This is a genomic window from Janthinobacterium sp. OK676 (assembly GCF_900103595.1).
Classification (GTDB): domain Bacteria; phylum Pseudomonadota; class Gammaproteobacteria; order Burkholderiales; family Burkholderiaceae_D; genus Janthinobacterium.
The window spans coordinates 332,549-354,833 of the sequence record NZ_FNHA01000001.1 but is presented as its reverse complement, the minus strand read 5'-3'; the positions used below and the strand labels follow the sequence as shown (position 1 = coordinate 354,833).

The following is a 22,285-nucleotide window of genomic DNA, read 5'->3' as shown; positions in this document are numbered from 1 at the left end:
CGGCCCGTGAACGCTTTATGGCTGGAAATGAATCGTGGTGAGCTGAAATGACCTGCCACGGCTGAGCGCATGGGCAATGGCTTGCCGGATTTGCATCCGCTGCACTGGTAATGCTGAGCCGTTTGCACCTGCCGCACGGGCGCGGGGCATGTCATCGTGCCGTCATGGGCGGGCGCTATCGTGGCGACAGCACCACTTTTAAAGGTTCCCCACATGCTGCCGTTGCACCGTAACAGCCTGATTGCCGCCGCGCTCGCGTTGCCCCTGTTCTTTTTCCTGTACGCCACACTGGGGCACCCTAAACCGATTGCCATCTGGAAGTGGATGGATATCGTCTGCGAAGGCGGCACGGCCGTCATGGCGGGCGTCTGGTTTTTGTTTACCCTCAGCAGCCGCCCGCGCGGAAGGGTGACGAGTCTGATCGCCGGCGGCTTGTGCGCCATCATGCTGGGCTCGTGGGCCGATTGCCTCGACGAATTCTTCGCTATCGACAAGAGCGCCGTGTGGGATAACTGGCTCGAAGGCTTGATTCCGTTTGGCATGCTGCTGGTGACGATCGGCATGTATTACTGGCGCCAGGAACAGTTTCGCCTGAACGAGCACCTGCAAAAGCGTGAACGCCTGTTCCGCGACCACCGCGCCTTCGACCGCATCACGCAGCTGGCCGACGCCAGTTACCTGCGCACGCAGATGCGCCTGGAACAGGAGCGCCGGCCTGGCCTCGATTGCGCGCTCGTCTTGCTCGATATCGACAGTTTTCACCTGATTAACCGCGAATACGGCCACCGCGAAGGCGACCGCGTGCTGCAAGCCGTGGGCCACATGCTGCTGCTGAACTTGCGCAATGACGATTTGCTGTGCCGCTATGCGGGCGACCGCTTTGCCGTGCTGATGCCGGGTGTGTCGCGCGAGGACGCGGCCGTGAAGGCGCGCCACCTGTGCGCCATGGTGGGGCAGATGCGCCACTACGCCAACGACAACCGCGAAATCCGCCTGAGCCTGCGCCACGCCTGCTCGCTGACGGATGGCGTGCCGGAAGTGGTGCTGGCCGAGCTGAGCCGTGCCGTGGAAACGCCGGGCCGGAGTGCCGGTCCCCGGGCCGGCACCGCCGCGCCTGCCTGATGCCGTTGAACCAGCAAAGCGACCCCAGCATCGCCGCCCATCACCAGCCGGCGCTGGTGCTCGACTACGCGCGCAGCCGCGAGCTCGACACTGCGCCGCTGCTCAAGGGCACGGGCCTCGACGGCGGCGCGCTGCCGTCCGCGGAAAGCCAGGTCAGCGCCGCGCAATACCTGCAATTGCTGGCCAACGTGGCGCGCGGCCTGGACAGCGCCGACACGAGCTTCATGCTGGGCCAGCAAATGCTGCCCGGCCATTATGGCGCCGCCAGCCACGCCTTGCTGCAGGCGCAGAATTTGCGCCAGGCGCTCGGCATCCTGTGCGATTTGCATACCTTGCTGTGCCCGCTGCTGCAGCCGCGCTTGCGCGAGGCGGGCGACATGCACGTGCTGTACTGGGTCGATGCGTTTGGCGCGCCGAGCCAGCTGCCCTTTCTCGTGGAAATGCACATGACGGCGCTGGCGGCCATGTGCCGATGGCTGGCCGGGGAAGCCTTGCCGTGGCGCTTCTGCTTCAACCGCGCGCGGCCCCGCCACGTGGAGCAGCACGAAGTGCACCTGGGCCAGGCCCTGCGTTTCGATTGCCAGGTCGACGCCATGCTCATCGATTCCAGCTGGCTCGACAAGCCCTGGCCGCGCGGCAATGCCACGGCGGCCGCGCTGGCCTTGCGCGCGGCGGCCCTGGCGCCCGTGCCGGCCGTCAGCCTGCTCGGTGCGCTGTACGATTACCTGCTGGCCAATATCCGCTGCGCGCCGACCCTGGAGCGTACGGCGCAGGAATTCGGCGTCAGTCCCGCCACCCTGAAACGCCATCTGGCGCGCCACGGCACGCATTTCCAGGCCGAGCTGGACCAGGTGCGCGCGCACAAGGCGATCTACCTGTTCCAGGCGCATGGCTACGACAACGATGCCGTGGCCGCCTACCTCGGCTTTCATGATGCCACCAACTTCCGCCGCTCGTTCAAGCGCTGGACGGGGCAAACGCCGCAGTTGCTGCGTCATGCCCTGGCCCTGTTCGTCGCTGGATGAGAACGCCGATCAAAACCTGCTGCGCGTCGTGACTTGCGGCCTGCGATGCTCACTGTGCTAGAGCACAGTTGCGCTTCTCGGCCGCAATTCACTTCCGCTCGCTACGGTTTTGATGGGCGTCGCCCATTCCATGTGGGGCGCGCGGGTTTTGTCGGGCGTTGCGCGCCAGCGCCACGGACAGTCGTTCCTGCGGGAACAATTGCCCGTTCTGCTACATCCATAGTACACTCGATCAGAGAGCGAACAGACGCGCTTTGAGGCGCTCCGGCACGGCGTCGCGCGACGCCGCAATACCGCCATTGCGATGGCGGCGCCGGCGGCAGACGACTGGTGTGCCGTGCCTTAACCCAGCCTGGAATCGGGTGTCACCAGTGTGGTGCGCCGGAAACCGGGCAACTTGATAATGCTCAATCGTGTATTCACAATCGCAGATCGATCCAGTCGTCAGTTTCCGCAACACCCAGGGTGAGGCGGTGCGCGGCACGATTTTCAACTTGCAGCGCAATTCGCTGGTCATGGAAATCTACAATCCATACTCGATCGTGCAGGTCAGCGAGGTGCTCAATGACGTGACGGTGCGCATGGGGGCGAAGAACGCCTACGTGGGCAAGGCCGTCGTCATCAGCAGCGTCAACACGGGCCTGACCGCCATCGTTTCCGTGACCCTGATCGACGAGTGGCGCGAGCTGAGCGACGTGGTGGTGGTCAAGGGCGCCGTATTGAAAGAGTCCAGCGCCTTCGTCGCCGGCTGGGGCGAGCGCTTCCGCATCCGCCGCGACTACCAGATCGTCGTCAATGAAATGCGCGCCTTCCTGTCGGAAGTGGCGCGCTGGGTCGAGCAGGTCGACTTGTCCGACTCGCTGCCGAAGGAAAACGGCCGGCTGCGCCCCGACATCTTCGATGAACTGGCCTTGCCGCTGATGGAGCAGACCCAGCTGTACCTGCGCCAGCTCGAGGTGGAAGCGTCGCTCGTCGAGGAAGAGCGGGCGCCGGCCCACCGCGCCTTCGCCCAGGCGGCGCTGCACCCGCTGATCCTGCGCGCACCGTTCGTCTTCCGCACCTTTACCAAGCCGCTCGGTTACGCGGGCGACTACCAGATGGTCAACCAGCTGCTCGACGACCCGCGCCAGGGCCCGAGCACGTATTTTCAGATCGTCAATGCGGCCTTCCTGCAGGCGGCCGTGGCCACCGCGCACCGTAACCGCATCGATATCCTGACGGAATTCCTGTCGCAGAAGGCGGCCACGGCGCGCGCCGCCGGGCGCGTGTATAAAGTGCTCAACGTGGGTTGCGGCCCCGCCATCGAGGTACAGCGCTTTCTGGAAACCTGCCCCGATGCGCAGTGGCTGGCCTTCGAACTGGTCGATTTCAGCAGCGAGACTCTGGACTGGACGCGCGCGCGCCTGACCACCATCATGCAGCGCACGGGGCGTGTGGTCGAGATCGACTACGTGCACGATTCCGTGCATAACCTGCTCAAGCGGCGCCATGGCTCGGGCGCCACGGGCTTGCCCGGCAGTTTCGACGCCGTGTATTGCGCCGGCCTGTTCGACTATCTGTCCGACAAGGTGTGCGCGCGCCTGCTCATGCACTTCGCCTCGCGCGTGGGGCCGGGCGGACGCTTGCTCGTCACGAATGTGCACGCCGACAATCCTGGCAAGTTCGGCATGGAGCATTTGCTCGAGTGGCATCTGATCTATCGCAATGAAGCGGGCCTGTCGGCCCTGCTGCCCGAACATGCGACCGAGCCGAAAATCTATGTCGATGCGACGGGCGTGAATGTGTTCGCGGAAGTGAGCATTCCTTGATGGATACTCCAGGCCTGCACGCCGGCTACACGGCCGTTTTGCGCGACTTCCGCCTGGAATTCAGCCGCGGCGGGGCCTACACGGGCATCGTGCTGATCCTGCTGGGCATGGGCCTCGATTCGGCCCTGTATCCGGACAAGCAATCGGCGTTTACCGGTGCGCGCATCCTGGTGTCCGTGCTGATCTTTTGCGTTGTGCTGGCCATGCGCACGCGCTGGGCGCAAGACCGCATCCAGGGCCTGACCTTTGTGTGGCTGATCCTGCCGCAAATCATGATTGCCTGGATGATCGCCGTCACGGAGGGCGCCACCTCGATCTATTACGTGGGCATGACCCTGGCCATCTATTCCTCGGGCATCGTGCTGGCCTTCGGCCTGTGGCAAAACATGGTCTTCGGCGCCATCTCCTGCCTGCTGTACGTGGCCGCCTGCGCCTGGCATGCGGGCGGCTTCGATCTGCCGGGCACGTTCGTTGTCAATTGTTTGTTCCTCATCATGTCGGCCAGCATCAGCGCCGTATTTACCTATTTTAACGAGCGCGCCCGCTTCATGCTGTTCCAGCTGAAGGCGGAAGTGGCGCAAAAGAACACGCAGCTGGAAGAGACGAATAAAAGCCTGGCCGATATCAAGGGGCAGATGCTGCAGCAGGAAAAAATGGCCGCTATCGGCACCCTGGCCGCCGGCATGCTGCATGAAGTCAATAACCCCGTGAATTTCTGCATGATGGCCATCGAGGTGGCCATCGAAGACCCGGCCGCCAAGCAAAGCGCGCTCGTCAGCGAATGCCTGGCCGACGCCAAGCAGGGCATGCTGCGCGTGCAGCACATCGTGTCCGATTTAAAAACCTTTGCCTACCGCAAGAGCGGCAACCAGCTGGAAACGGGACACTTCCAGTTCCGCAGCGCGCTCGATGCGGCCATCCGCCTCGTGGGCCATGAAACGAAGAATGTCAGCATCAGCCACGATTTGCCGGTCGACACCCTCGTGCGCGGCGACGAGGCGGCCATCGTGGGCGTGCTGATCAACTTGCTGGGCAATGCCGTGCTCTCCATGCGCAAGGGCAATGCGCCGCCGTTCGAGATCCGCATCACGGCCCACTGGGATGACAACCGCCTGCGCATCAGCGTGCGCGACAACGGCCCCGGCATCGCGCCGGAAAACCTGGCGCGCGTGTTCGAGCCGTTCTTTACCACGCGCGAAGTGGGGCAGGGCCTGGGACTGGGCTTGAGCATCAGCTATGGCGTGATCGAGCGCCACGGGGGAACATTGAACGCCGAAAGCGAGCTGGGCAAATGGGCCAGCATGAACTTCGACTTGCAGCGCTCGAATTGGGAGGGCCGCTAGCATGGACAGCGATAGCCGCGCCTGCGTGCTGTACGTGGATGACGAAGCGCTCGCCTGCAAGTATTTCGAGCGTGCCGTCGGGTCCCGCTACCGCGTACTGACGGCGCAGAACGTCGATGCGGCGCTGGCCTTGCTGGAAGACGAGGCTGGCCAGGTCGACGTGCTCGTCACCGATTACCGCATGCCGGACCGCCTGGGCAGCGAATTGCTGCAGGAAGTGGCGCAGCGCTATCCGCACATCGTTTGCATGCTCGTCACGGCGTATGCGGACAAGGACGTGCTGCTCGAGCTGATCAATGGCGGTTCGCTGTTCCGCCTGCTGGAAAAGCCGCTCGACCTGGCCGCCATGCAGACGGCGCTGGAACTGGCCGTGCAGACGGGCCGCGAGCGGGCCGCGCGCCGCCAGGGCCTCGTGGCGATGGAGGAGTCGCTGGCCTTCCTCGCCCATGAATTGAACACGCCGCTGGCGGCCATCGCCAATTTTGCGCGCGGCATCGAACGGCGCGCGCAGGCGGATGCGGCACAGCAGCCCGAGATTGGCGAAGCGGCGGCCCTGATGCACGACAATGCGCGCTATTGTTTGTCCGTGCTGGCCAGCTTTGTCGATACGGTGCGCCTGGCCAGCGCCGGGCCCGGCATGCAGGGCGGACGCCGCGCCGGCAGCGCGCGCCAGCTGCTGGCCGCCTTGCTCGACAGCTATCCCTTGAGTACGGCCCAGCGCGCCGCCATCACGGTCGAGGAGGGCGACGATTTCGCCATTGCCGAGTCACCGAACTGCGTCGCGCTGATATTATCGTCCGTGCTGGCGAATGCCTTGCGTTCTGCCGGCGAGCAAACCCATCCTGAGATCGGCATCCGCATCGAGGCCGGCCGCATCACGGTGCGCGACAATGGCGCCGGCATCGCCCCCGAGATTGTCGAACAGCTGTTGATCGACCCCGTCGGTGCCAGCGGCAACGAAGGCAAGGGATGGGGCATGGTGTTTTGCCACCGCATGATGCAGTCGTTCGGCGGCAACCTCGATATCGCCACCGAGTTCGGCACGTCCACCACGGTAACCCTGAATTTTCCAGTACATATAAGGAACGAGCATGATTGACGCCAATCTGCGTTTACCGGCTCAGCGTGAGCCGGCGCAAGGCTTGCCGACGATACTCTATGTCGATGACGAGGCCAACGCCCTCAAATACTTCCAGCGCGCCATCGCGCCGCTGGCCGACGTGCTGACGGCCACTTCGGTCGAGGAGGGCAAGCGCATCCTCGACGAGCAGGCCGACCGCATCGCCGTGCTGGTCTCCGACCAGCGCATGCCCGGCGCCTACGGCAACGAATTGCTGTCGTATGCCTGGGACCGCCATCCGCACATCGTGCGCATTCTGACCACCGCGTATTCCGAACTCGAGCACACGGTGGAAGCCGTCAACCAAGGCCAGATCCACCGCTACATCCAGAAGCCGTGGGATATCGCGGCGCTGCGCATGGAACTGAAACAGGCGCTGGAACTGGCGCGCTTGCGCAACGAACACGCCCAGTTGCTGCGCGAAAAGCTGATGGTGCGCCAGCGCCAAGCCGTCGCCAACCGCATCGGCACCCTGTACGCCCTGTGCGCCAGTCTGGCCGGTCCGGAACAGCAACTGCCCGTGGAAGCGTATTTGTCGGCGGCCCTGACGGCCGGCGTGACGCCGCCCGAACCGGACTGGCTGCTGATGGATTATGCTGACCTGGTCAGCTCGGAAGCCTTCCGCGGCACGGCCTTTGCCGCCGCCGTGCGCCAGCAGCTCGACACGCTCGAGCGCGAGCATCCGGGACGGGGCGTGGAGCAGGCGATCGACATGCTGCTGCCCGTATTCGGCGCGGCGCTGCAAAACCACGGCGGCACGGCGCTGTTCCTCGATGGCCGGCTGCTGACGGAATTCCTGGAAACGCCGACCACGGCGCCCGTCTCGGCCATCCACTCGTTCTGGCTGGCCAGCTTGCTGTGGCTGGCGCGGCGCGGCTGGTCCCTGCAGTTGAGCAAGACGGAACTGGGCTTGCAGGGCAAGGTGGTGCAGGCTGAACCGGCGCTCACGCCCGATCACCTGGCGGCCTGGATCGAGCAGTTCTGACGGGGTAACAAGGGGGTACCAGGTAAAACAGGGCCGCGCGGGCCCTGTTTGCTGCGCGCGGACTCAGCGTTCCGCGGCCGCCTTCAGGTTGTTCAAGCCTTTTTCAAAATCCTTGCCGATCATCCTGTCCATGCTGACGAACACCGTCATGACCTTGCTGACGTAAGGGCTGGGGCCCGTCATGGTCCAGTTCACCTTGGTGCCGTCGCCCTCTGGCGTCATGGTAAACGTGGTGGTGTTGTGGCTTTCGAACGGTTTGAGGAAGTCCAGCTTGATGACGGTGCGTTCGGGCTGGGCCGCTTCCGTGATTTCCATGCGGCCGGCGCCCACCTTGTCATTGCCTTGCCATGCATATTGCGCGCCCTGGCCGTTGGCGGGACCCGCAAACGTGCGGCGCATGGCGGGATCGAGCTTTTCCCACGGCGACCAGGCGGCCCAGTAGTGGAAGTCCGTGATCAGGCCAGCGATTTTCTCGGGCGGGGCCTTGATGGTGATTTCGCGCTGGACACTGAAGGTATCGGGCTTGGTGGTGGCATAGCCGAGGATGGCGGCGACGACGACTACGATCAGCAGCAGGGTTTTTTTGATCATATGCTCTCCAAATCTTGAATGGTCGATGCGAACGAATCAAGGCAATCTTAGCAGATATGAATGGCTGTGCGCGGCCTGTTGGCCTTTATTTGCACCAGCTTTGCGCAGGGCCGCCCGCACGCCCATCCTGCGCCACGCACAGGCGCGCACGCCAGGTTTGCGCGGGTTTGTGGTGATGGCCGCCGTCCGCTAGAATGCTGGCCTGCAACGATTTCACTTAGGGAAATATGATTCAACGATCGATCGCCAGGCTGACCCTGGCGTGCGGCTTGCTGGCGTCCGCCTTTGCCGCGAACCTGGCGCATGCCGATGCCTGTCCCGCCCATTACGTCGATGGCCGCAAGCCGGAAATCACCAATCCCAAGCTGGACGTGGCGACCAAGGAGCTGTGCTACAACGTGTTTGGCGTAATGCACTCGGGTATCACGCGCACGCCGCTGTGGTCGGCCGAGCACCTGACGGCCAACAATCTCGAAGCGGCGCAGGACTTGTCGCGCGAAAACTCCTTCCACGCCGAACGCAAGCTGCCCGCCGCCCAGCGCGCGGAGCTGGCCGACTATGCGCGCAGCGGCTTCGACCGCGGCCACATGGCGCCCAACGGCGACATGCCGGACCGCGACAGCCAGCGCGACAGCTTTACCCTGGCCAATATGGTGCCGCAAGATTCGCGCAACAACCGCTATGTATGGGCCGGCATCGAAGGCGCCGTGCGCAAGATGGCGAAGAAGGAAGGCGACCTGTACGTGATCACGGGCCCGGCTTTTATTGGCGGCAACTTGCGCAAGGTGGGCCGGGTGATCGTGCCCAGCCATCTGTACAAGGCCGTGTACAGCCCGCGCCAGCGCGCCGGCGCCGCCTACTTCATTGAAAACGTCGATACCAAGACGTATGAAGTGCTGAGCATTGCGCAACTGGAAGACAGGATAGGCATCGATCTGTTACCGTCGCTGACGCGCCAGCAAAAACTGCGCATGCTGAGTTTGCCCAAGGTGAAGAGCAAGTCCAGGAAATAAGACCGTCAAAAAGGAAATCCCATGTGCGCAAAGAAATTCGTCCCGTATGCCAATGAAAGCGATGTGCTGGAAATCGGCAGCCTGACCATCGAGAACCGGGTCGACCGCATCAGCATCAGCGGCGACGTCGACCTGACCCAGGACAAGCCGGGCCTGGCCCTGGCCAAACAGCTGCAAAAACTGCTGGCCGACGTGGTGGCGCAGCTGGAAAAGCAGGAACTGCCCGAGCAGCTGCCGCCGCCCGAGGTGACGTCGGTGGCCAATCCCTTCGAGTGAGTTGGCCATGGCCGGGCTGCATTAGTATCGTCAGACCAGGCCCGGAAGCCGCTTGAGTTCGGCCAGCAGCAAATCCCAATGCCAGATTTGCTCTGGAATATGCAATGCGCCGCCCGGCCCCGGGCGCAGCATGACTTCGGTTGCCACGCCATTTGCCATGAGCTCGCGTTGCGCCCACTGCATCACGCGACGCTGGCCCGTCAGCCAGCTGCGATGTTCAGGCGACAGCAGCGCCAGGGCGTGGGGCAGGCGACAAGCTAGGGTTTGCCGCAGGCGGACGACTGCTGCTTTGTCTGACCGCTCAAAGGCGGGCTCAAGCACGTAAGCCTGGCCGGCCGCGTCACGGACGTCATATTTATCCTGCAGGTAGTGACTGACACGGTTTCCGCTCACAACGGTCTCGATCTTGCCTGACAGGACGTCAAGCAAGAATGCATTGACGCCGACGTAGCAATGCTCGCTGCGGCCATGTACCACATATGCCTCTGAATTGGCACGGATGATCCAGTAGTCGCCGCGTTCGGACAGGATGCAACACTGGATCGCGTGCTTCACGTAGCGCGGCGACTGCGTGTCGCCTTCGCAGAACTGCAATATCATCGCTTGTGCAGCGTCAGCGCTGATCATCATTTTCGCGGCCCCTGTGACCACTGCAGATAATGCAGGGCAATCGCGATGCCGTTCATGGCGATGGCCCAGTTCCGCAGTTGCCACAGCGACGGCCCCATTTGAACAGCGTACGGTGACACATATTTATAGAAAAACATCTGCACCAGGTACAGTGCGAATGCGGTGGCCAGGATGCTGGCCCTGGCCAGGCGTCCCGGTGTGTTGCCCACCCACTCCGCGATAAAAATGATCGGCAAGGTAATAAAGATCAGCTTGTCGCGATGCAGGCTTGCCGGATAGATCTCGGTAATGCCCAGTACAATCGCATTCAGGCACCAGTAGGCATAGATGGCAGCGATGATGTACAGGCAGGCGCCGATGCGCCGCCGGCCGCCAGGGCTGGGAGACGGCGCTTGCATTGATGCAAAGTACAGCCGGGCATCCTCGCGGTACAGCAGGTAGAGGAAGGCCGCGAACGCCGGTATGGCAAACAGCAGTCGCAGGGCGAGGCTGCCCTGTGCCGGTGCATCGATGGCGATCATGCACCCCATGCCCATGGTGCCGGCAATGACGTAGGCCACGCGGGCCCAGCGTTGTGCGCAAAGCAGGCCCATGGCAATGAAAAAATTGGCATAGCCGCATGCTTCAAGCAACTGCAGCGCACCGGACGTCACGTGGCGGCCAAACAGCATGAAATAAGTGACCATGCCGCCCCCGTTCATGAGTAACAAATAGGCTATCACCGTGACGGCTGCGGGACGCGGGCGTCTCGCCTGGCCACTGTCGGGCATGGCAGGCGGGAGCGTCTGCGGTCGTGGAGTATCGAATACTTCGGATGTCATGAGGATGTACGTGCCATGAGTTTGCTACGGCAGGGCGCGCGGCAGGCGCCCGTGCGAAAGAAATCCCATCCGACGGCCTGTATCGGATGGGGCTGATACAGCGCCGGCTTACCTGGCAAACGCCTGCGCCGCCGGTGTCACGGTGACGGCCGCAGGCTGGATGTTCAGCTGCATCGCGCCGATGACCTTGTCTTCATCGAGCAAGGCCTGCGGCTTGTTGCCGTCGTACTTGATGGGAGAAAACGCATCGCTGACGAGCTTATCCTTCAACCCGGCCGCATCCTTGGCGACGATCACCACGGACAGGTTCTTTGCCGACAGGTGCTGCTTGATGGCGCGGTTGACGTCCGCCACCGTCAGTGTCGACAAGCCGTCACGCATCAGCTTGGTGAACTCGGGCGTGCCATACCATTGCGAATCGAGCGCATAGCCCAGTTGCTGGTCCTGCGTCGACGTCATGACGAAGACGTTCTTCATCAGGTAGTCGCGCGTGGTGGCGAAGTCGTCCTGCGTGAGACCATTGTCGATCAGCTTGCCCAATTCCGTCAGGGCCACGCGCAGCGCGAAGTGGGCATTGTCCGGCGCCACGGGGCGTATCCAGACTTCGAACAGCTGCGCCTTGCGGCCCAGGTTCGGGTTCGGGAAAAACTGGTACATGCCACGCGGGAAGGCTTCGATGTAGGCGTAATCGCCATAGTTCATGCCGCGGATTTCACGGATGCGCTGGTACAGATAGGAATTCGAGGCGCGGTGCTCGCCCAGCCACGTTTTCGCCAGCCACAGGGCGGGGAAGTCCGGGTGCGTGCGGGTCACGTCCAGCGGCAAGCCGAAGGAAATGGCCGTGGCGCGCGTGTTTTTCTCGATGATTTCCACTTCCAGGCCGTTCGCCTTGCGGCCCACGGGTTTCACGGTGGCCGGCAAGCCCGAACCGGCCGGCAGCTTGCCCAGCGCCTGCGTCAGCGACGCCGTCATGGCATCCGAGACGTCGCCGGACATGCCCACCTTGACGGCGCCTTGCGCATACGCGCTCTTCCAGAACTGTTTCACGTCGTCCAGGGTGATGGCGTCGATGCCGGCGACCGTGCCCAGTACGGGGTGGCCGTACGGCGTGCCTGCGTACACATTGGTTTGCAGGCGTTCCTTGGCGAATTCCTCTTCGTTATTGTCTTTCAGGTCCAGCAGCAGCGCGTTCTTTTGCGCATCTTTCAGGCGGCGGAAGTCGTCTTCCCGAAAACCGGGCGAGAGCAGCAGGGGCAGGGCGATGGCGTTGAACTGCGTCCAGTTATCCTTGTGGATGGAACCCGTAAACGTCGTCATTTCCTTGTCCGTCTGCTGGCTGAAACTGCCGGCCAGCGGGAACAGTGCCTGGTTGACTTCATCGATCTTGCGCTCGGAAGAGCCGCCCGACGCCACCATGGCGGCCGTCAGCGCGGCCAGGCCTTCCTTGCCTTGCGGGTCTTGCGCGGAACCTGCCATAAACAGCAGCTTGTAGCGGATTTGCGGCAGCGCCGACTTTTGCACCAGCACGTCGAACTTCGCGTTCGAGGCGGCCGGCAGCAGGCTGGCCAGCTTCGGCGTGGTGGCGATGGCGGCCGCCATCGGCTGGTGCGACAGGGTCGTCACCACCAGGCCCTCGTCCGTCAGGTATTTGCGCGCGGCCGCCTGCAGGTCGGCCGGCGTGAGCGTATCGATCAGGCGGTAGTACTGGTTGATGGTGGCATACGAGCGGTCGAAATGCACGAAGGACGCCAGGGTGCCGGCGATCTGCTCCGTATTGTCGAGCGAGCGTATCAAGCCGTATTTTTCGGCCGACTTGGCGTCCGCCAGGTCTTGCTCGCTCACCGGCGTGTCGCGCAGCTGCGCCACGGTGGCCAGGATGGCGTCGCGCACGTAGACGGCGTCATCGATGTTTTTCACGCGCGCGCCCAGCACGGCCAGGGTCGGATCGACCCGCTCCGGCGTCATGTCGAACAACTGGTCGACCTTCTGTTCATTCTGCACCAGGCGTTTATACAGGGGCGAGGTGCGGCCGAACGACAGCGACAGCAACGTTGCCAGTGCCGCCTGGTCCTTGTCCTTGACGGAAAACGCGGGCGCGTGGAAGCCGACGGCTACCCACGGCAGGGTCGGCGTGGGCCAGGCCACGTGCTTGTAGACGGGGCCTTGCGGTTTCGGCTCGACGGGCACGGCCGCCTGCTGCTTGCCGCGCTGCCAGCCGCTCCAGTATTTTTCCACCAGCGCGATGGCTTGCTGCGGCTCCACGTCGCCGGCGATGATGATGGTGGTGCGCTCGGGACGGTACCAGCGGTCGAAGAAGAGCTTCGAATACGCGTACTGGTTCGGCATGTCCTCGATGTCCTGGATGAAGCCCATCGTCGTATGCTTGTAGGTATGCGTCGTGTAGGCGCTGTCGCGCATCACTTCGAACAGTTTCGACACGGGATTGGCGCTGTTCTTGTTGTACTCGCCCAGCACGGCGCGCGACTCCGTCTTGAACGCGTCTTCCGCGTAGTCGAGGTGCTGGAAGCGGTCCGCTTCCACCTTCAGCACGGTTTCCAGGTCCTGCTTGGCAAACGTCGTGTGGTAATTGGTCAGGTCGTCGCTCGTATACGCGTTCTGGCGCGCGCCGGCGCGGGTGATGACTTCCTGGTATTTTTCGGGCGGATACGCCTTGGTGCCGCGGAACATCATGTGCTCGAAGAAATGGGCGAAGCCGGACTTGCCCGGCTCGACTTCATTGCGCGAGCCCGTCTGCACGGGTATCTGCAGCGAGACGAGGTTCGGAAAGCCGGTCGGCACGATGATGATCTTCAAGCCATTGGCCAGGGTCTTTTCTGTTGCCTTGAATGGCAGCAAATCGGCCTTGCTGGCGGCGGCGCTGTGGGTGGTGGCCGGTTTGACGGGGGCGGCGCCCAGGTTCGACGAGGCCATGGCCGACAGGGCCAGGGCGAAAGCGGGTAACAAGGCAGGCATGATTCTTGACACGGGGGCTCCTTCTTTTTGGAAATGTGGAAAGTGCAACACCGCAGCATAGAAGATTCGTGCCGCCCTGCATAGGGCCTAGAAGTCGGGCCGCAGGATGCGCTTGGTGAGGTGGCTCAGAAAATCGCGCCGGACGGGCAGGAACATGCGGATGTAGACGATGTCGTGCGCGCGGTCGTGGTGGTAGATGACGCGGATATCCTCGCACAGGCGTTGCCGCACATCCATGCCGACTTCGCGGGCGGCCTCGACGGGCACGCCGCTGTCGGGAAAGGATTTCAGATCAGAGAATAATTGCCGGAAAGCGCAGATGAACTGCGCATGGGCGGCGGCCGTATGGCGCGCCCTGAAGTCGCTGCGCAGCTCATGGAAATCGGCTTGCGCGCTTTTCAGCACGGCGATGCGCGTCATTTCAAGCCTGGTCGAGGCTGGACAGGAAGTCTTCTTCGGACACCACGTCGCCGCGCGCGATGTCCTGGTTGCCCATGGCGACCAGTTTCATGAACGCATGCTGTTCCTGCATCTGCCGCGCCTGCCGCTTGCCTTCCTGATACGCGTGCATGGACAGCACGACCATCTTCGCTTCGCCATTTTGCGTAATGATGATGGGCTCGTCCTGGCCAGCGTCAAAGCCGTTGACGATCTCCGTCGTATTGGCCTTGAGATAGGAAATCGGCTTGATGCGTTCCTTGAGGTTCATGGTAGCTCCGCGATTGAAATGTGCGACAGGACTAAATATACACCAAATTTGGTCGTGTTTCCTGATGCTGGTACTTGTTGTTTACGTCAGCGTCGTTTCCGGCAGGCTGATGCGGTTGCGGCCCAGGTGCTTGGCGCGGTACAGGGCGCAGTCGGCCGTGTGGATCAGCTGCCCCAGTTCCGTGCCGGGACCGGGCAGGGCCGTGGCGGCGCCGATGCTCACGGTAACGCAGGCGCCGTCGGCGCGCTGGCGCGGCAGTTGCAGGCGCTCGACGCGCTGGCGGATGCGCTCGGCCACGATGGCCGCGCCCTTGAGCGACTGATTCGGCAGGATGACGGCAAACTCTTCGCCACCGTAGCGGGCCACCAGGTCGTTGGCACGCATTTCGCTGGCCACGGCGCCGGCCACCTTGCGCAGGCACAGGTCGCCGCCCTGGTGGCCGTGGCTGTCGTTGTATGCCTTGAAATTGTCGACGTCGGCCATCAGCAGCGACAGGGGCTGCTCTTGCCGCTGGGCGCGCTGCCACTCGGCCAGGAGGGTGTCGTCGAAGCAGCGCCGGTTGGCCAGCCCCGTCAGGCCGTCGCGCGTGGCCAGGCGTTCCAGTTCCACGTGTGCGCGCTTTTCCTCCGTCATGTCGCGCAGGGTTTCGACGACGGCGATCAGCTCGCCGTAATTGCCGTAGATGGGGCTGGCATCGACGGCCAGGTAGCGCCGCCGTCCCGTGCGCGGCATGTCGCACCAGTTTTCCGCGCACAGATTGCTGCCCGTGCCGCTGCGGTATTGCTGCTGCGCGTGCAGGGTGCGCACGTCGCCGCCGCGCCCGGCCAGCAGCAAATCGGCCAGGGTGGGGCGCTCATCGTTGTAGAAGCAGCGGCCCGGCGCGCGCGCGCCCAGCACTTCGGCCGCCGGCACCCCCGTCAGCTGCTCGCAGGCGCGGTTCCAGATCATCACCTTGCCATGCACGTCGAGTACGAAGGTGGGCACGACCAGCAATTCCATCATCTTGACGGCGAAACCCTGGGTTTCACCATATGGCGATGGGCTGGCATGTGCATGGCTATCCGGCATGAAAGCGTCCTTCCTGGGCGTGAATGGGGCTGGCTCGCAGACCATGATGCAGCGTGGCGCGCCGATGATGTTGATATTGGGCAATATTTCAATGGTGGGCCAACGTTTCATCATGGCAGATCGGCAAGGGGAGCGACACGCGCAAGGTGGTGCCGGCGCCGCTGCGGCTGTCGATGTGCAGGCTGCCGCCCGCGGCGGCCACGCGCTCATGCATGCCGGACAGGCCGCAGCCGAGGCGCGGCGGCGAACCCGACAACCCGATGCCATCGTCGCTGATGCGGCAAGTCACGGTGGCGCCCGTTTGCTGCAAGGACAGCCGGACATGCGTGGCGCGCGCATGGCGGGCAATGTTCGCCAGCGCTTCCTGCGCCACGTGGTACAGCAAGGCGTCATGCGCGCGGCCGGCGGATGCATCGAGCCGGTAGTCGCAGCCGCAGCCGATGCCCGTGGTGCGCGTGAAGTCGGCCAGCAGTTGCTCGCACGCCGCTCGCAGGCCCGCGTCGAGGGCGGGCGGGCGCAGGTCATGGATGACGCAGCGCAGCGCCGCGATGGTCAGGTCGACATTGCGCGCGATCACGGCCAGCTGTTGCGCCAGGTGGGGAGCCGCGCCATGCGTGCCGGTTTGCAGCATGGACAGGTCGATCTTCAGGGTCAGCAGATGCTGGCCCAGGTCGTCGTGGATGTCGCGCCCGATGCGCAGGCGCTCCTGCTCGCGCGCCTGTTGTTGCCCCCTGGTCAGGCGCGCCTGTTCGGCGTCCTCACGCAGCTGGTCCAGCGCCTGCAGGCGCAACGCCTGGCGGTGCTGGCGCCACAGCAACAGCGCCAGCGCGCCGAGCAGGACGGCGCAAGCCACCATCAAGGGTGGGGCGACGCCGGCCGGCGGCACCGGCCCGGCCGCGTATCCGGCGTGCACGGTGGAGAGTGCGCTGGCCGCCAGGCAGGCCAGAATGCTCAGGAGGTACGGCAGGCGTAGCCAGCGTTGCATCATTTCCTCGCTCCTAAATGTTTTCCAACAGGCAATGTTATTACAGAAAATATATTAACCCATGGCTATTAATATTGTCTAAACGCAAAAGCTGCGCAATTATGCGTGACGCTGTGGCTTTCCGGCCCATTGGCGCCGCCAGGTCAGGTGACGGGAACGGCATTTGCACGGGAAGTGTCGTGGCGGCATATAATAGAGGGTTGTCAATCGGCTTTTGCGGTTCCGGCGGCATGCGCCGGCATCGCTGCGTACGCCCTGCGCGAGGACGCCAGCCAGCTCTTAGGAAATACAGTGACTTATAGCATCAAAGAGATTTTTTATACCCTGCAGGGCGAAGGTGCGCACGCGGGCCGTCCGGCCGTGTTTTGCCGCTTTTCCGGCTGCAATCTGTGGACGGGCCGCGAAAGCGACCGGGCCACGGCCGTGTGCCAGTTCTGCGACACGGATTTCGTCGGCACGGACGGCGAACTGGGCGGCAAGTTCAAGACGCCGCAGGAATTGGCCGCGCTGATCGACAGCCTGTGGCCGGCCAGCTACGCGCCGAGCAAATACGTGGTGTTTACGGGCGGCGAGCCACTGCTGCAGCTGGACACGGCCCTGATCGACGCCATGCACGCGGTCGGTTTTACCATCGCCATCGAAACCAACGGCACCTTGCCCGTGCCGGCCGGCGTGGACTGGATCTGCGTCAGCCCGAAGATGGGATCGACCCTGGTCGTGCACAAAGGCAACGAAATCAAGGTGGTGATTCCCCAGTTCCAGCAAGACCTGGCTGCTTACGAACAACTGGATTTCGAGAATTTCTTCGTGCAGGCGATGGATGGCCCACTGGCCGCGCACAACATGAAGCTGGCCATCGAAACGTGCAAAAGCAACCCGAAGTGGAAGCTGAGCCTGCAAACCCATAAACTCCTGCAAATACCTTAATAAAATAACATGCTGACTATCACACGCAAGCTCGAATTCGACGCGGGCCACCGCATTCCCGACCACAAAAGCCAGTGCCGCAACCTGCACGGCCACCGCTACACGGTGGAAATCACCCTGGTCGGCAAGGTCATCGAAGCGGAAGGCAATTCCGACAATGGCATGATCATGGACTTTTCCGACGTGAAAACCCTGGCCAAGCAACATCTGGTCGACGTCTGGGACCACGCCTTCCTCGTCTACGAAAAAGACACGGCCGTGCGCGACTTCCTGGCCAGCCTGCCCGACCATAAGACCGTCGTCATCGACCGCATCCCGACCGTGGAAAACCTGGCGCGCATCGCCTTCGAGATCCTGAAGGCGGCGTTTACCGACCATTTCGGCACGGGCTTGCACCTGCATAAACTGGTGCTGCATGAAACGCCAAATTGCTGGGCAGAAGTGACCGATGACTGAAACGCACGCTGGCGCGCAGGACGCGCGCTACATGCAGCTGGCCCTGGAGCAGGCACAGCACGCGTGGGAGCTCGGTGAAGTGCCTGTCGGCGCCGTTGTCGTCAAGGATGGCGTCGTCATCGCCGTCGGCTACAACCAGCCCATCGGCCGCCACGACCCCACGGCGCACGCGGAAGTGATGGCCTTGCGCGCAGCCGCCGAAAAGCTGGGCAACTACCGCTTGCCCGGCTGCGAGCTGTACGTGACCCTGGAACCGTGCGTGATGTGCTCGGGCGCCATGCTGCATGCGCGCCTGGCGCGCGTCGTGTATGGCGCAGGCGACCCGAAGACGGGCGCCTGCGGTTCCGTGTTGAACCTGTTCGAACAGCCGGCGCTGAACCACCAGACCGCCATCGAAGGCGGCGTGCTGGCCGACGAGTGCGGCGCGTTTCTCAAGCGTTTCTTTGCCGAGCGCCGCCGCGCCCAGGCCGAAGCGCGCAAGCTGGCCAATCCGCAGGGCTAGCGTTCCGCGGAATAGGGCAGGGCCGCCATGGGCCTTCCCGGCATGCCAGCCATCCCGGCTGGCATTTTTTATAATTGTTGCGAAATAACATCTGACTAGACCAATTGCCATTCTCAAATGAGAATGATTCGTGTTACAGTATTGTTTTCGCCAGCAAACTTCCCTTGCGCATCGTTATCGATCCGGGTTCAAGAGCCAGCCTTTACTCTTAGACCGGATCATCATGACTACTGTGCTTTTGCAGCGCACCGCTGCACCCGTCGTATCCCCAGCCCATCTGCCTGCCCGCCGCCATAACCTGGTGCTGCGTGCCGCCTTGCTGGGCTTGTTCGCGGCGCCCTTGCTGCCTGCCACCGCACAAACGGCCGCCATCAATGCGGGCGTGGCGGCGCAAGAGCCGGCCAAGCTGCCCGTCTTCCCGGAAATCGTCGTCAACGCCCAGCAGGATTACGCGCGCCGCGCCGGCACCAGGACGGTTGTGACGGCGGAAGACCTGGAGCACCGCAATGTCACCGAGATGGGCGGCATCGTGCGTTATTTGCCCTTGATCAGCGCGCCGGCGGCGGCCTCGGGCAGCGGCAGCGTGTGGGATGGCTCGGGCAATACGGGCTACAATATCCGCGGCCTGGAAGGCAACCGGGTCAGCCTCGATGTCGATGGCATTGCCTTGCCCGATGCGGCGCCCAAGCCCGATGCCAATACCCTCAACGCCTTCGGCACGGGCCGCGATTATTTCGATCCTGAAACCTTCCGCGAAGTGCGCATCGATTCGGGCACGACGGCCGTCAGCGGCGCCAGCCCCGGCCTGGGTGGCGGCGTGGCCTTCGTCACCAAGTCGCCCGAGGATTACCTGGGCGAAGGGCAAGACCATTACGTGGCCTATAAATACGGCCGCGCCACGGCCGACCGCAGCAATGCGCACACCCTGACGGGCGCCGCCCGGATCGGCGCCAGCTTGCAAGGCCTGGCCGTGTACGTGCACCGCGATGGCGAGCAGATGGACAGCCGCGGCACCACGCCGCCCAATCCCGATGACTGGCATTCGAACGCCTTGCTGTCCAAGCTGGTGTGGACCTTGCCGGGTGAACAGAAGCTGGACTTGACGGTCGACATGTTCGAGCGCAAGAACAAGCGCGATCTGCGCAGCAAGGTCAGCACGTATTATCCGACGGGCGTGCAGCAGGATTCCACCACCAAGCGCACGCGCGTCAGCCTGGGCCACGACGTGGTGCTCAAGGATTTCGCCCTGTTCGACCGCCTGACGTCGAAAGTGTATCTGCAGAATGCAAAAACCGAAGACCAGACGCAAGGCCTCTACACCTTCGGCAGCCCGGCCCGCCGTTCCATCGAGACCAACTTCAAGAACGACAGCATCGGCTTGAGCTCGGAAGCGTTCAAGCAGCTCAATGCCGACAACGCGCTGCTGTACGGCGTGCAGCTGGAACAGCTGAAAACGCGCCGTCCGTGGCGCGAAGACCGGGTCATCGTTGCCACGGGCCAGCATCAGGTCACCAACAAGAATCGCATGGCCGACATGGACACGAGCAAGCTGGCCCTGTACGTGCGCGACGATCTCAGTTTCAATCTGGCCGGCAAGAAAGCCGTGCTGACGCCGGGTCTGCGCGCCGATTACCGCAAGAACGAGCCGAAAAACCTGCAAAGTTATGCGATCGCCGTGCCGAACGCGGCCAGGGAAGTGCGCAAGGAAAGCGACACGTATTTCACGCCCAGCCTGAGCCTGTCCGTGGAAGTGCTGCCGCAGATGAACGCCTACGCCACCTTCACGCGCGGCACGCGCCTGCCGACGGCGGCCGAGCGCACGGGCACCTACGATTCCTTCAGCTATACGGGCGCCGGTACCGGTTATGCCGTGCTGGGCAATGCCAACCTGCGCAAGGAAACGAGCAAGGCCTATGAACTGGGCTTGAAAGGCGACGTCGTCAAGGGCTTGAGCATGCACGCCTCCGTGTACCAGACGGAATACACGGACATGGTCGACTATGTGATGCAAAAAGACGATCCGGTGAACTACCCGACCATCACGCGTGGTTTGTTCCGCCCGGAAAACATCGGCAATGCCCGCACCTGGGGCGCCGAGCTGACCCTGCGCGCGGAACTGGGCGTTTGGGCGCCGGCCATGCAGGGCTACCACGTCGACCTGGCGACGGGCGTGGCCAAGGGCCGCTCCTTCAATACGCGGACAGGCGAGAGCGGTGGCCTGAACTCGGTGGCGCCGGCCAAGTCGGCATTGACCTTCGGCTATGACCATGCGAACCAGCTGTTCGGCCTGGCGCTGACGGCCGTGCATGCGGGCGCCAAGCAGGCGCCGGAAAACCTGCTGATCGGCGATGCGGGGCCTTTGTTTACGGTGCCGTCGTACACCATCTTCGACCTGTCGACCTATTGGAACGTGCACAAGAACGCGAAGATCGTCGTCGGCGTGTACAACTTGACGGACCGCAAGTACTGGGATTACGCCGCTTCGCGCAGCCTGGCCGCCGGCACCACGGCCGCCAGCCGCGCCGAGATCGAGCGCTACGCCAAGCCGGGCCGCAATGTGGCGGCCAGCCTGAGCCTGAACTTCTGAATTTTTACCGGGGAGGGGTGCTTGCCCCTCTGTTTTTCCATGTTTGATTGAATGGTCTCTCTATGAAGTTATCCAAACTCGTTCTATCCCTGCTAGGCAGCCTGCTGATCGCAAACGCATACGCGGCCCCAGCCACTTTGGCGGAACGCTGGTCCACCTTGCGCACGGAACAGCCGAAGCTGCAGATACGCGACGCGGCCCGCGCGCTGGGCGTGTCCGAAGCGCAATTGCTGGCAACCAATATCGGCAAGGGCGTCACGCGCCTGCAGGCCGACGGCAACCAACCGCGCGAAATCATGCGTGCCGCGCTGGACCTGGGCATCGTGCAAGCGATCACGCGCAATGAAAACGGCGTCATTGAAACGACGGGCGTCGCCAGCAAGTTCAAGCAGGCAGGCGACAAGTCGGAACAGGCCGACGCCAAGCAGGATCCGGAAACGGAAGCGCGCCAGCGCAATATCGCGGGCGGCTACCTGGGCGGCCAAATCGACCTGCGTTTCCACTTTGAAAACTGGAAATATGCATTTGCCGTGGAACAGGCTGGCCGCGATGGCAAGCCCACGCGCAGTCTGCAATTTTTTGACGCCAACGGCACGGCCGTGCATAAAATCTACCTGCGCAACGAACCCGGCGTGGCCGTCTACGACAAGCTGGTGGCGACGTTCCGCATGCCGCAGCAAAGCGCGGAACTGAACGTGCTGGCCGTGGCGCCGAAAGCGGCGGAAAAGCCGGACGCCGAGATCGACGTCAAGGAATTCCAGCTGGCCTGGAAAGACATGACGGACGTGCACCAGTTTGCGCAAATCATGCGCGAATTCCATTTGTCGCGCGAACAGGCCTTGCGCCTGGCGCCGGCGGGCGTCGTCGAGCGCGTGAAGCCTGAAGCGCTGCGCACGCTGCTGGAAAACGCGGCCAAGGACCAGGTCGCCATCATGGTGTTCCTGGGCAATGACGGCCTGACGCAGATCTACAGCGGCAAGATCGAAAAAACCATGGCCGCCGGCGGCTTCTTCAACGTGCTGGACCCGGACTTCAACCTGCACATCCGCGACACGGCGTTGCGCAGCGGCTGGGTCGTCAAGCGCGGCGGCGTCACCTCGGTCGAATTCTTCGACAACGACGGCACGCAAGTGGTCTCCTTCTTCGGCGTGCGCGAACGGGGCAAACCGCAGCCGCAAAGCTGGGTGAATTTGGCCGATTCCTTGCCTAAGGCCAAGTAAGTTGCAGCACAGTTGCCGCGCGCCGTATCGGCGCGGCAACACTTCAGTGTGAGTGCCGCGTGCCGGTCTCATGTCTGAAGCACAATAGTGGTATGCTGCTTGCAAGGCCGCAGCGATCGTGCCT

21 protein-coding genes are annotated in these 22,285 nt (G+C 63.2%); 13 read left to right on the top strand and 8 right to left on the bottom strand.

Annotated features, from left to right (window positions below; translation table 11 throughout):
* Positions 1-213: 213 nt before the first annotated feature.
* The 6 genes from BLU39_RS01685 (at position 214) to BLU39_RS01660 (ending at position 7,403) form a co-directional block, all read left to right on the top strand.
* Positions 214-1,122: a GGDEF domain-containing protein gene (locus BLU39_RS01685; protein WP_092708788.1), complete on the top strand. Its 909-nt coding sequence runs from the start codon at positions 214-216 to the stop codon at positions 1,120-1,122.
* A complete protein-coding gene (locus BLU39_RS01680; protein ID WP_092708785.1) occupies positions 1,122-2,147 on the top strand; it encodes an AraC family transcriptional regulator in 1,026 nt (341 codons plus the stop codon). The genes BLU39_RS01685 and BLU39_RS01680 overlap by 1 nt, the downstream gene beginning before the upstream one ends.
* 413 nt (positions 2,148-2,560) lie before the next feature.
* The gene (locus tag BLU39_RS01675; RefSeq protein ID WP_092708780.1) at positions 2,561-3,955 is read left to right on the top strand and encodes a class I SAM-dependent methyltransferase; all 1,395 of its coding nucleotides are present in this window, start codon (positions 2,561-2,563) and stop codon (positions 3,953-3,955) included.
* Complete coding sequence (locus BLU39_RS01670) at positions 3,955-5,298, top strand: sensor histidine kinase (RefSeq protein WP_092708777.1); 1,344 nt, start codon at positions 3,955-3,957, stop codon at positions 5,296-5,298. Before BLU39_RS01675 ends, BLU39_RS01670 begins: the two co-directional genes overlap by 1 nt.
* A 1-nt stretch (position 5,299) precedes the next feature.
* On the top strand, positions 5,300-6,397 hold the full coding sequence (locus BLU39_RS01665) for a hybrid sensor histidine kinase/response regulator (protein WP_092708774.1): 1,098 nt from the start codon (positions 5,300-5,302) through the stop codon (positions 6,395-6,397).
* Positions 6,390-7,403 (top strand): response regulator, encoded by a 1,014-nt coding sequence (locus BLU39_RS01660; RefSeq protein ID WP_092708771.1) that lies wholly within the window; start codon positions 6,390-6,392, stop codon positions 7,401-7,403. The genes BLU39_RS01665 and BLU39_RS01660 overlap by 8 nt, the downstream gene beginning before the upstream one ends.
* Positions 7,404-7,466: 63 nt before the next feature.
* Here BLU39_RS01660 and BLU39_RS01655 read toward each other — a convergent pair whose 3' ends face one another.
* Complete coding sequence (locus BLU39_RS01655) at positions 7,467-7,994, bottom strand: SRPBCC family protein (protein ID WP_092708768.1); 528 nt, start codon at positions 7,992-7,994, stop codon at positions 7,467-7,469.
* Between the two features lie 227 nt (positions 7,995-8,221).
* On the opposite strand from BLU39_RS01655, the gene BLU39_RS01650 reads away from it, so the two are divergent.
* Positions 8,222-9,007, top strand: coding sequence for a DNA/RNA non-specific endonuclease (locus BLU39_RS01650; RefSeq protein WP_092708765.1), 786 nt, complete (start codon positions 8,222-8,224; stop codon positions 9,005-9,007).
* Between the two features lie 21 nt (positions 9,008-9,028).
* Positions 9,029-9,283, top strand: a complete 255-nt coding sequence (locus BLU39_RS01645) for a nucleotidyltransferase family protein (RefSeq protein WP_092708762.1) — start codon at positions 9,029-9,031, stop codon at positions 9,281-9,283.
* 30 nt (positions 9,284-9,313) lie between these two features.
* Here the strand turns inward: BLU39_RS01645 and BLU39_RS01640 are convergent, their stop codons facing one another.
* From BLU39_RS01640 to BLU39_RS01610, 7 genes are all read right to left on the bottom strand, one after another.
* Positions 9,314-9,913: a hypothetical protein gene (locus BLU39_RS01640; RefSeq protein WP_092708759.1), complete on the bottom strand. Its 600-nt coding sequence runs from the start codon at positions 9,911-9,913 to the stop codon at positions 9,314-9,316.
* The gene (locus BLU39_RS01635; protein WP_139178117.1) at positions 9,910-10,683 is read right to left on the bottom strand and encodes a hypothetical protein; all 774 of its coding nucleotides are present in this window, start codon (positions 10,681-10,683) and stop codon (positions 9,910-9,912) included. The genes BLU39_RS01640 and BLU39_RS01635 overlap by 4 nt, the downstream gene beginning before the upstream one ends.
* A gap of 159 nt (positions 10,684-10,842) precedes the next feature.
* A complete protein-coding gene (locus BLU39_RS01630; RefSeq protein WP_092708753.1) occupies positions 10,843-13,719 on the bottom strand; it encodes a M16 family metallopeptidase in 2,877 nt (958 codons plus the stop codon).
* A gap of 75 nt (positions 13,720-13,794) precedes the next feature.
* Positions 13,795-14,127: a type II toxin-antitoxin system RelE/ParE family toxin gene (locus tag BLU39_RS01625; RefSeq protein ID WP_092708750.1), complete on the bottom strand. Its 333-nt coding sequence runs from the start codon at positions 14,125-14,127 to the stop codon at positions 13,795-13,797.
* Between the two features lies 1 nt (position 14,128).
* Positions 14,129-14,416: a type II toxin-antitoxin system Phd/YefM family antitoxin gene (locus BLU39_RS01620; RefSeq protein ID WP_092708747.1), complete on the bottom strand. Its 288-nt coding sequence runs from the start codon at positions 14,414-14,416 to the stop codon at positions 14,129-14,131.
* Between the two features lie 81 nt (positions 14,417-14,497).
* Positions 14,498-15,598 carry a sensor domain-containing diguanylate cyclase gene (locus BLU39_RS01615; protein WP_232731090.1) on the bottom strand — a complete coding sequence of 367 codons (1,101 nt, stop codon included), beginning with the start codon at positions 15,596-15,598 and terminating at the stop codon, positions 14,498-14,500.
* Positions 15,573-16,472 carry a sensor histidine kinase gene (locus BLU39_RS01610; protein ID WP_092708744.1) on the bottom strand — a complete coding sequence of 300 codons (900 nt, stop codon included), beginning with the start codon at positions 16,470-16,472 and terminating at the stop codon, positions 15,573-15,575. The genes BLU39_RS01615 and BLU39_RS01610 overlap by 26 nt, the downstream gene beginning before the upstream one ends.
* A gap of 288 nt (positions 16,473-16,760) precedes the next feature.
* Here BLU39_RS01610 and queE point away from each other — a divergent pair, with 288 nt between their 5' ends.
* The 5 genes from queE to BLU39_RS01585 all read left to right on the top strand — a co-directional run bounded on the left by queE (position 16,761) and on the right by BLU39_RS01585 (position 22,161).
* Entirely contained in the window at positions 16,761-17,396 is a 636-nt protein-coding gene (gene queE / locus BLU39_RS01605) for a 7-carboxy-7-deazaguanine synthase (protein WP_034785949.1), read from the top strand.
* A gap of 9 nt (positions 17,397-17,405) precedes the next feature.
* The gene (gene queD / locus BLU39_RS01600) at positions 17,406-17,852 is read left to right on the top strand and encodes a 6-carboxytetrahydropterin synthase QueD (RefSeq protein WP_035819191.1); all 447 of its coding nucleotides are present in this window, start codon (positions 17,406-17,408) and stop codon (positions 17,850-17,852) included.
* Complete coding sequence (tadA, locus tag BLU39_RS01595) at positions 17,845-18,354, top strand: tRNA adenosine(34) deaminase TadA (RefSeq protein ID WP_092708741.1); 510 nt, start codon at positions 17,845-17,847, stop codon at positions 18,352-18,354. The genes queD and tadA overlap by 8 nt, the downstream gene beginning before the upstream one ends.
* A 223-nt stretch (positions 18,355-18,577) precedes the next feature.
* A complete protein-coding gene (locus BLU39_RS01590; protein WP_092708738.1) occupies positions 18,578-20,941 on the top strand; it encodes a TonB-dependent hemoglobin/transferrin/lactoferrin family receptor in 2,364 nt (787 codons plus the stop codon).
* Between the two features lie 62 nt (positions 20,942-21,003).
* Positions 21,004-22,161, top strand: coding sequence for a hemin-degrading factor (locus BLU39_RS01585; protein WP_092708735.1), 1,158 nt, complete (start codon positions 21,004-21,006; stop codon positions 22,159-22,161).
* Positions 22,162-22,285 lie beyond the last annotated feature (124 nt).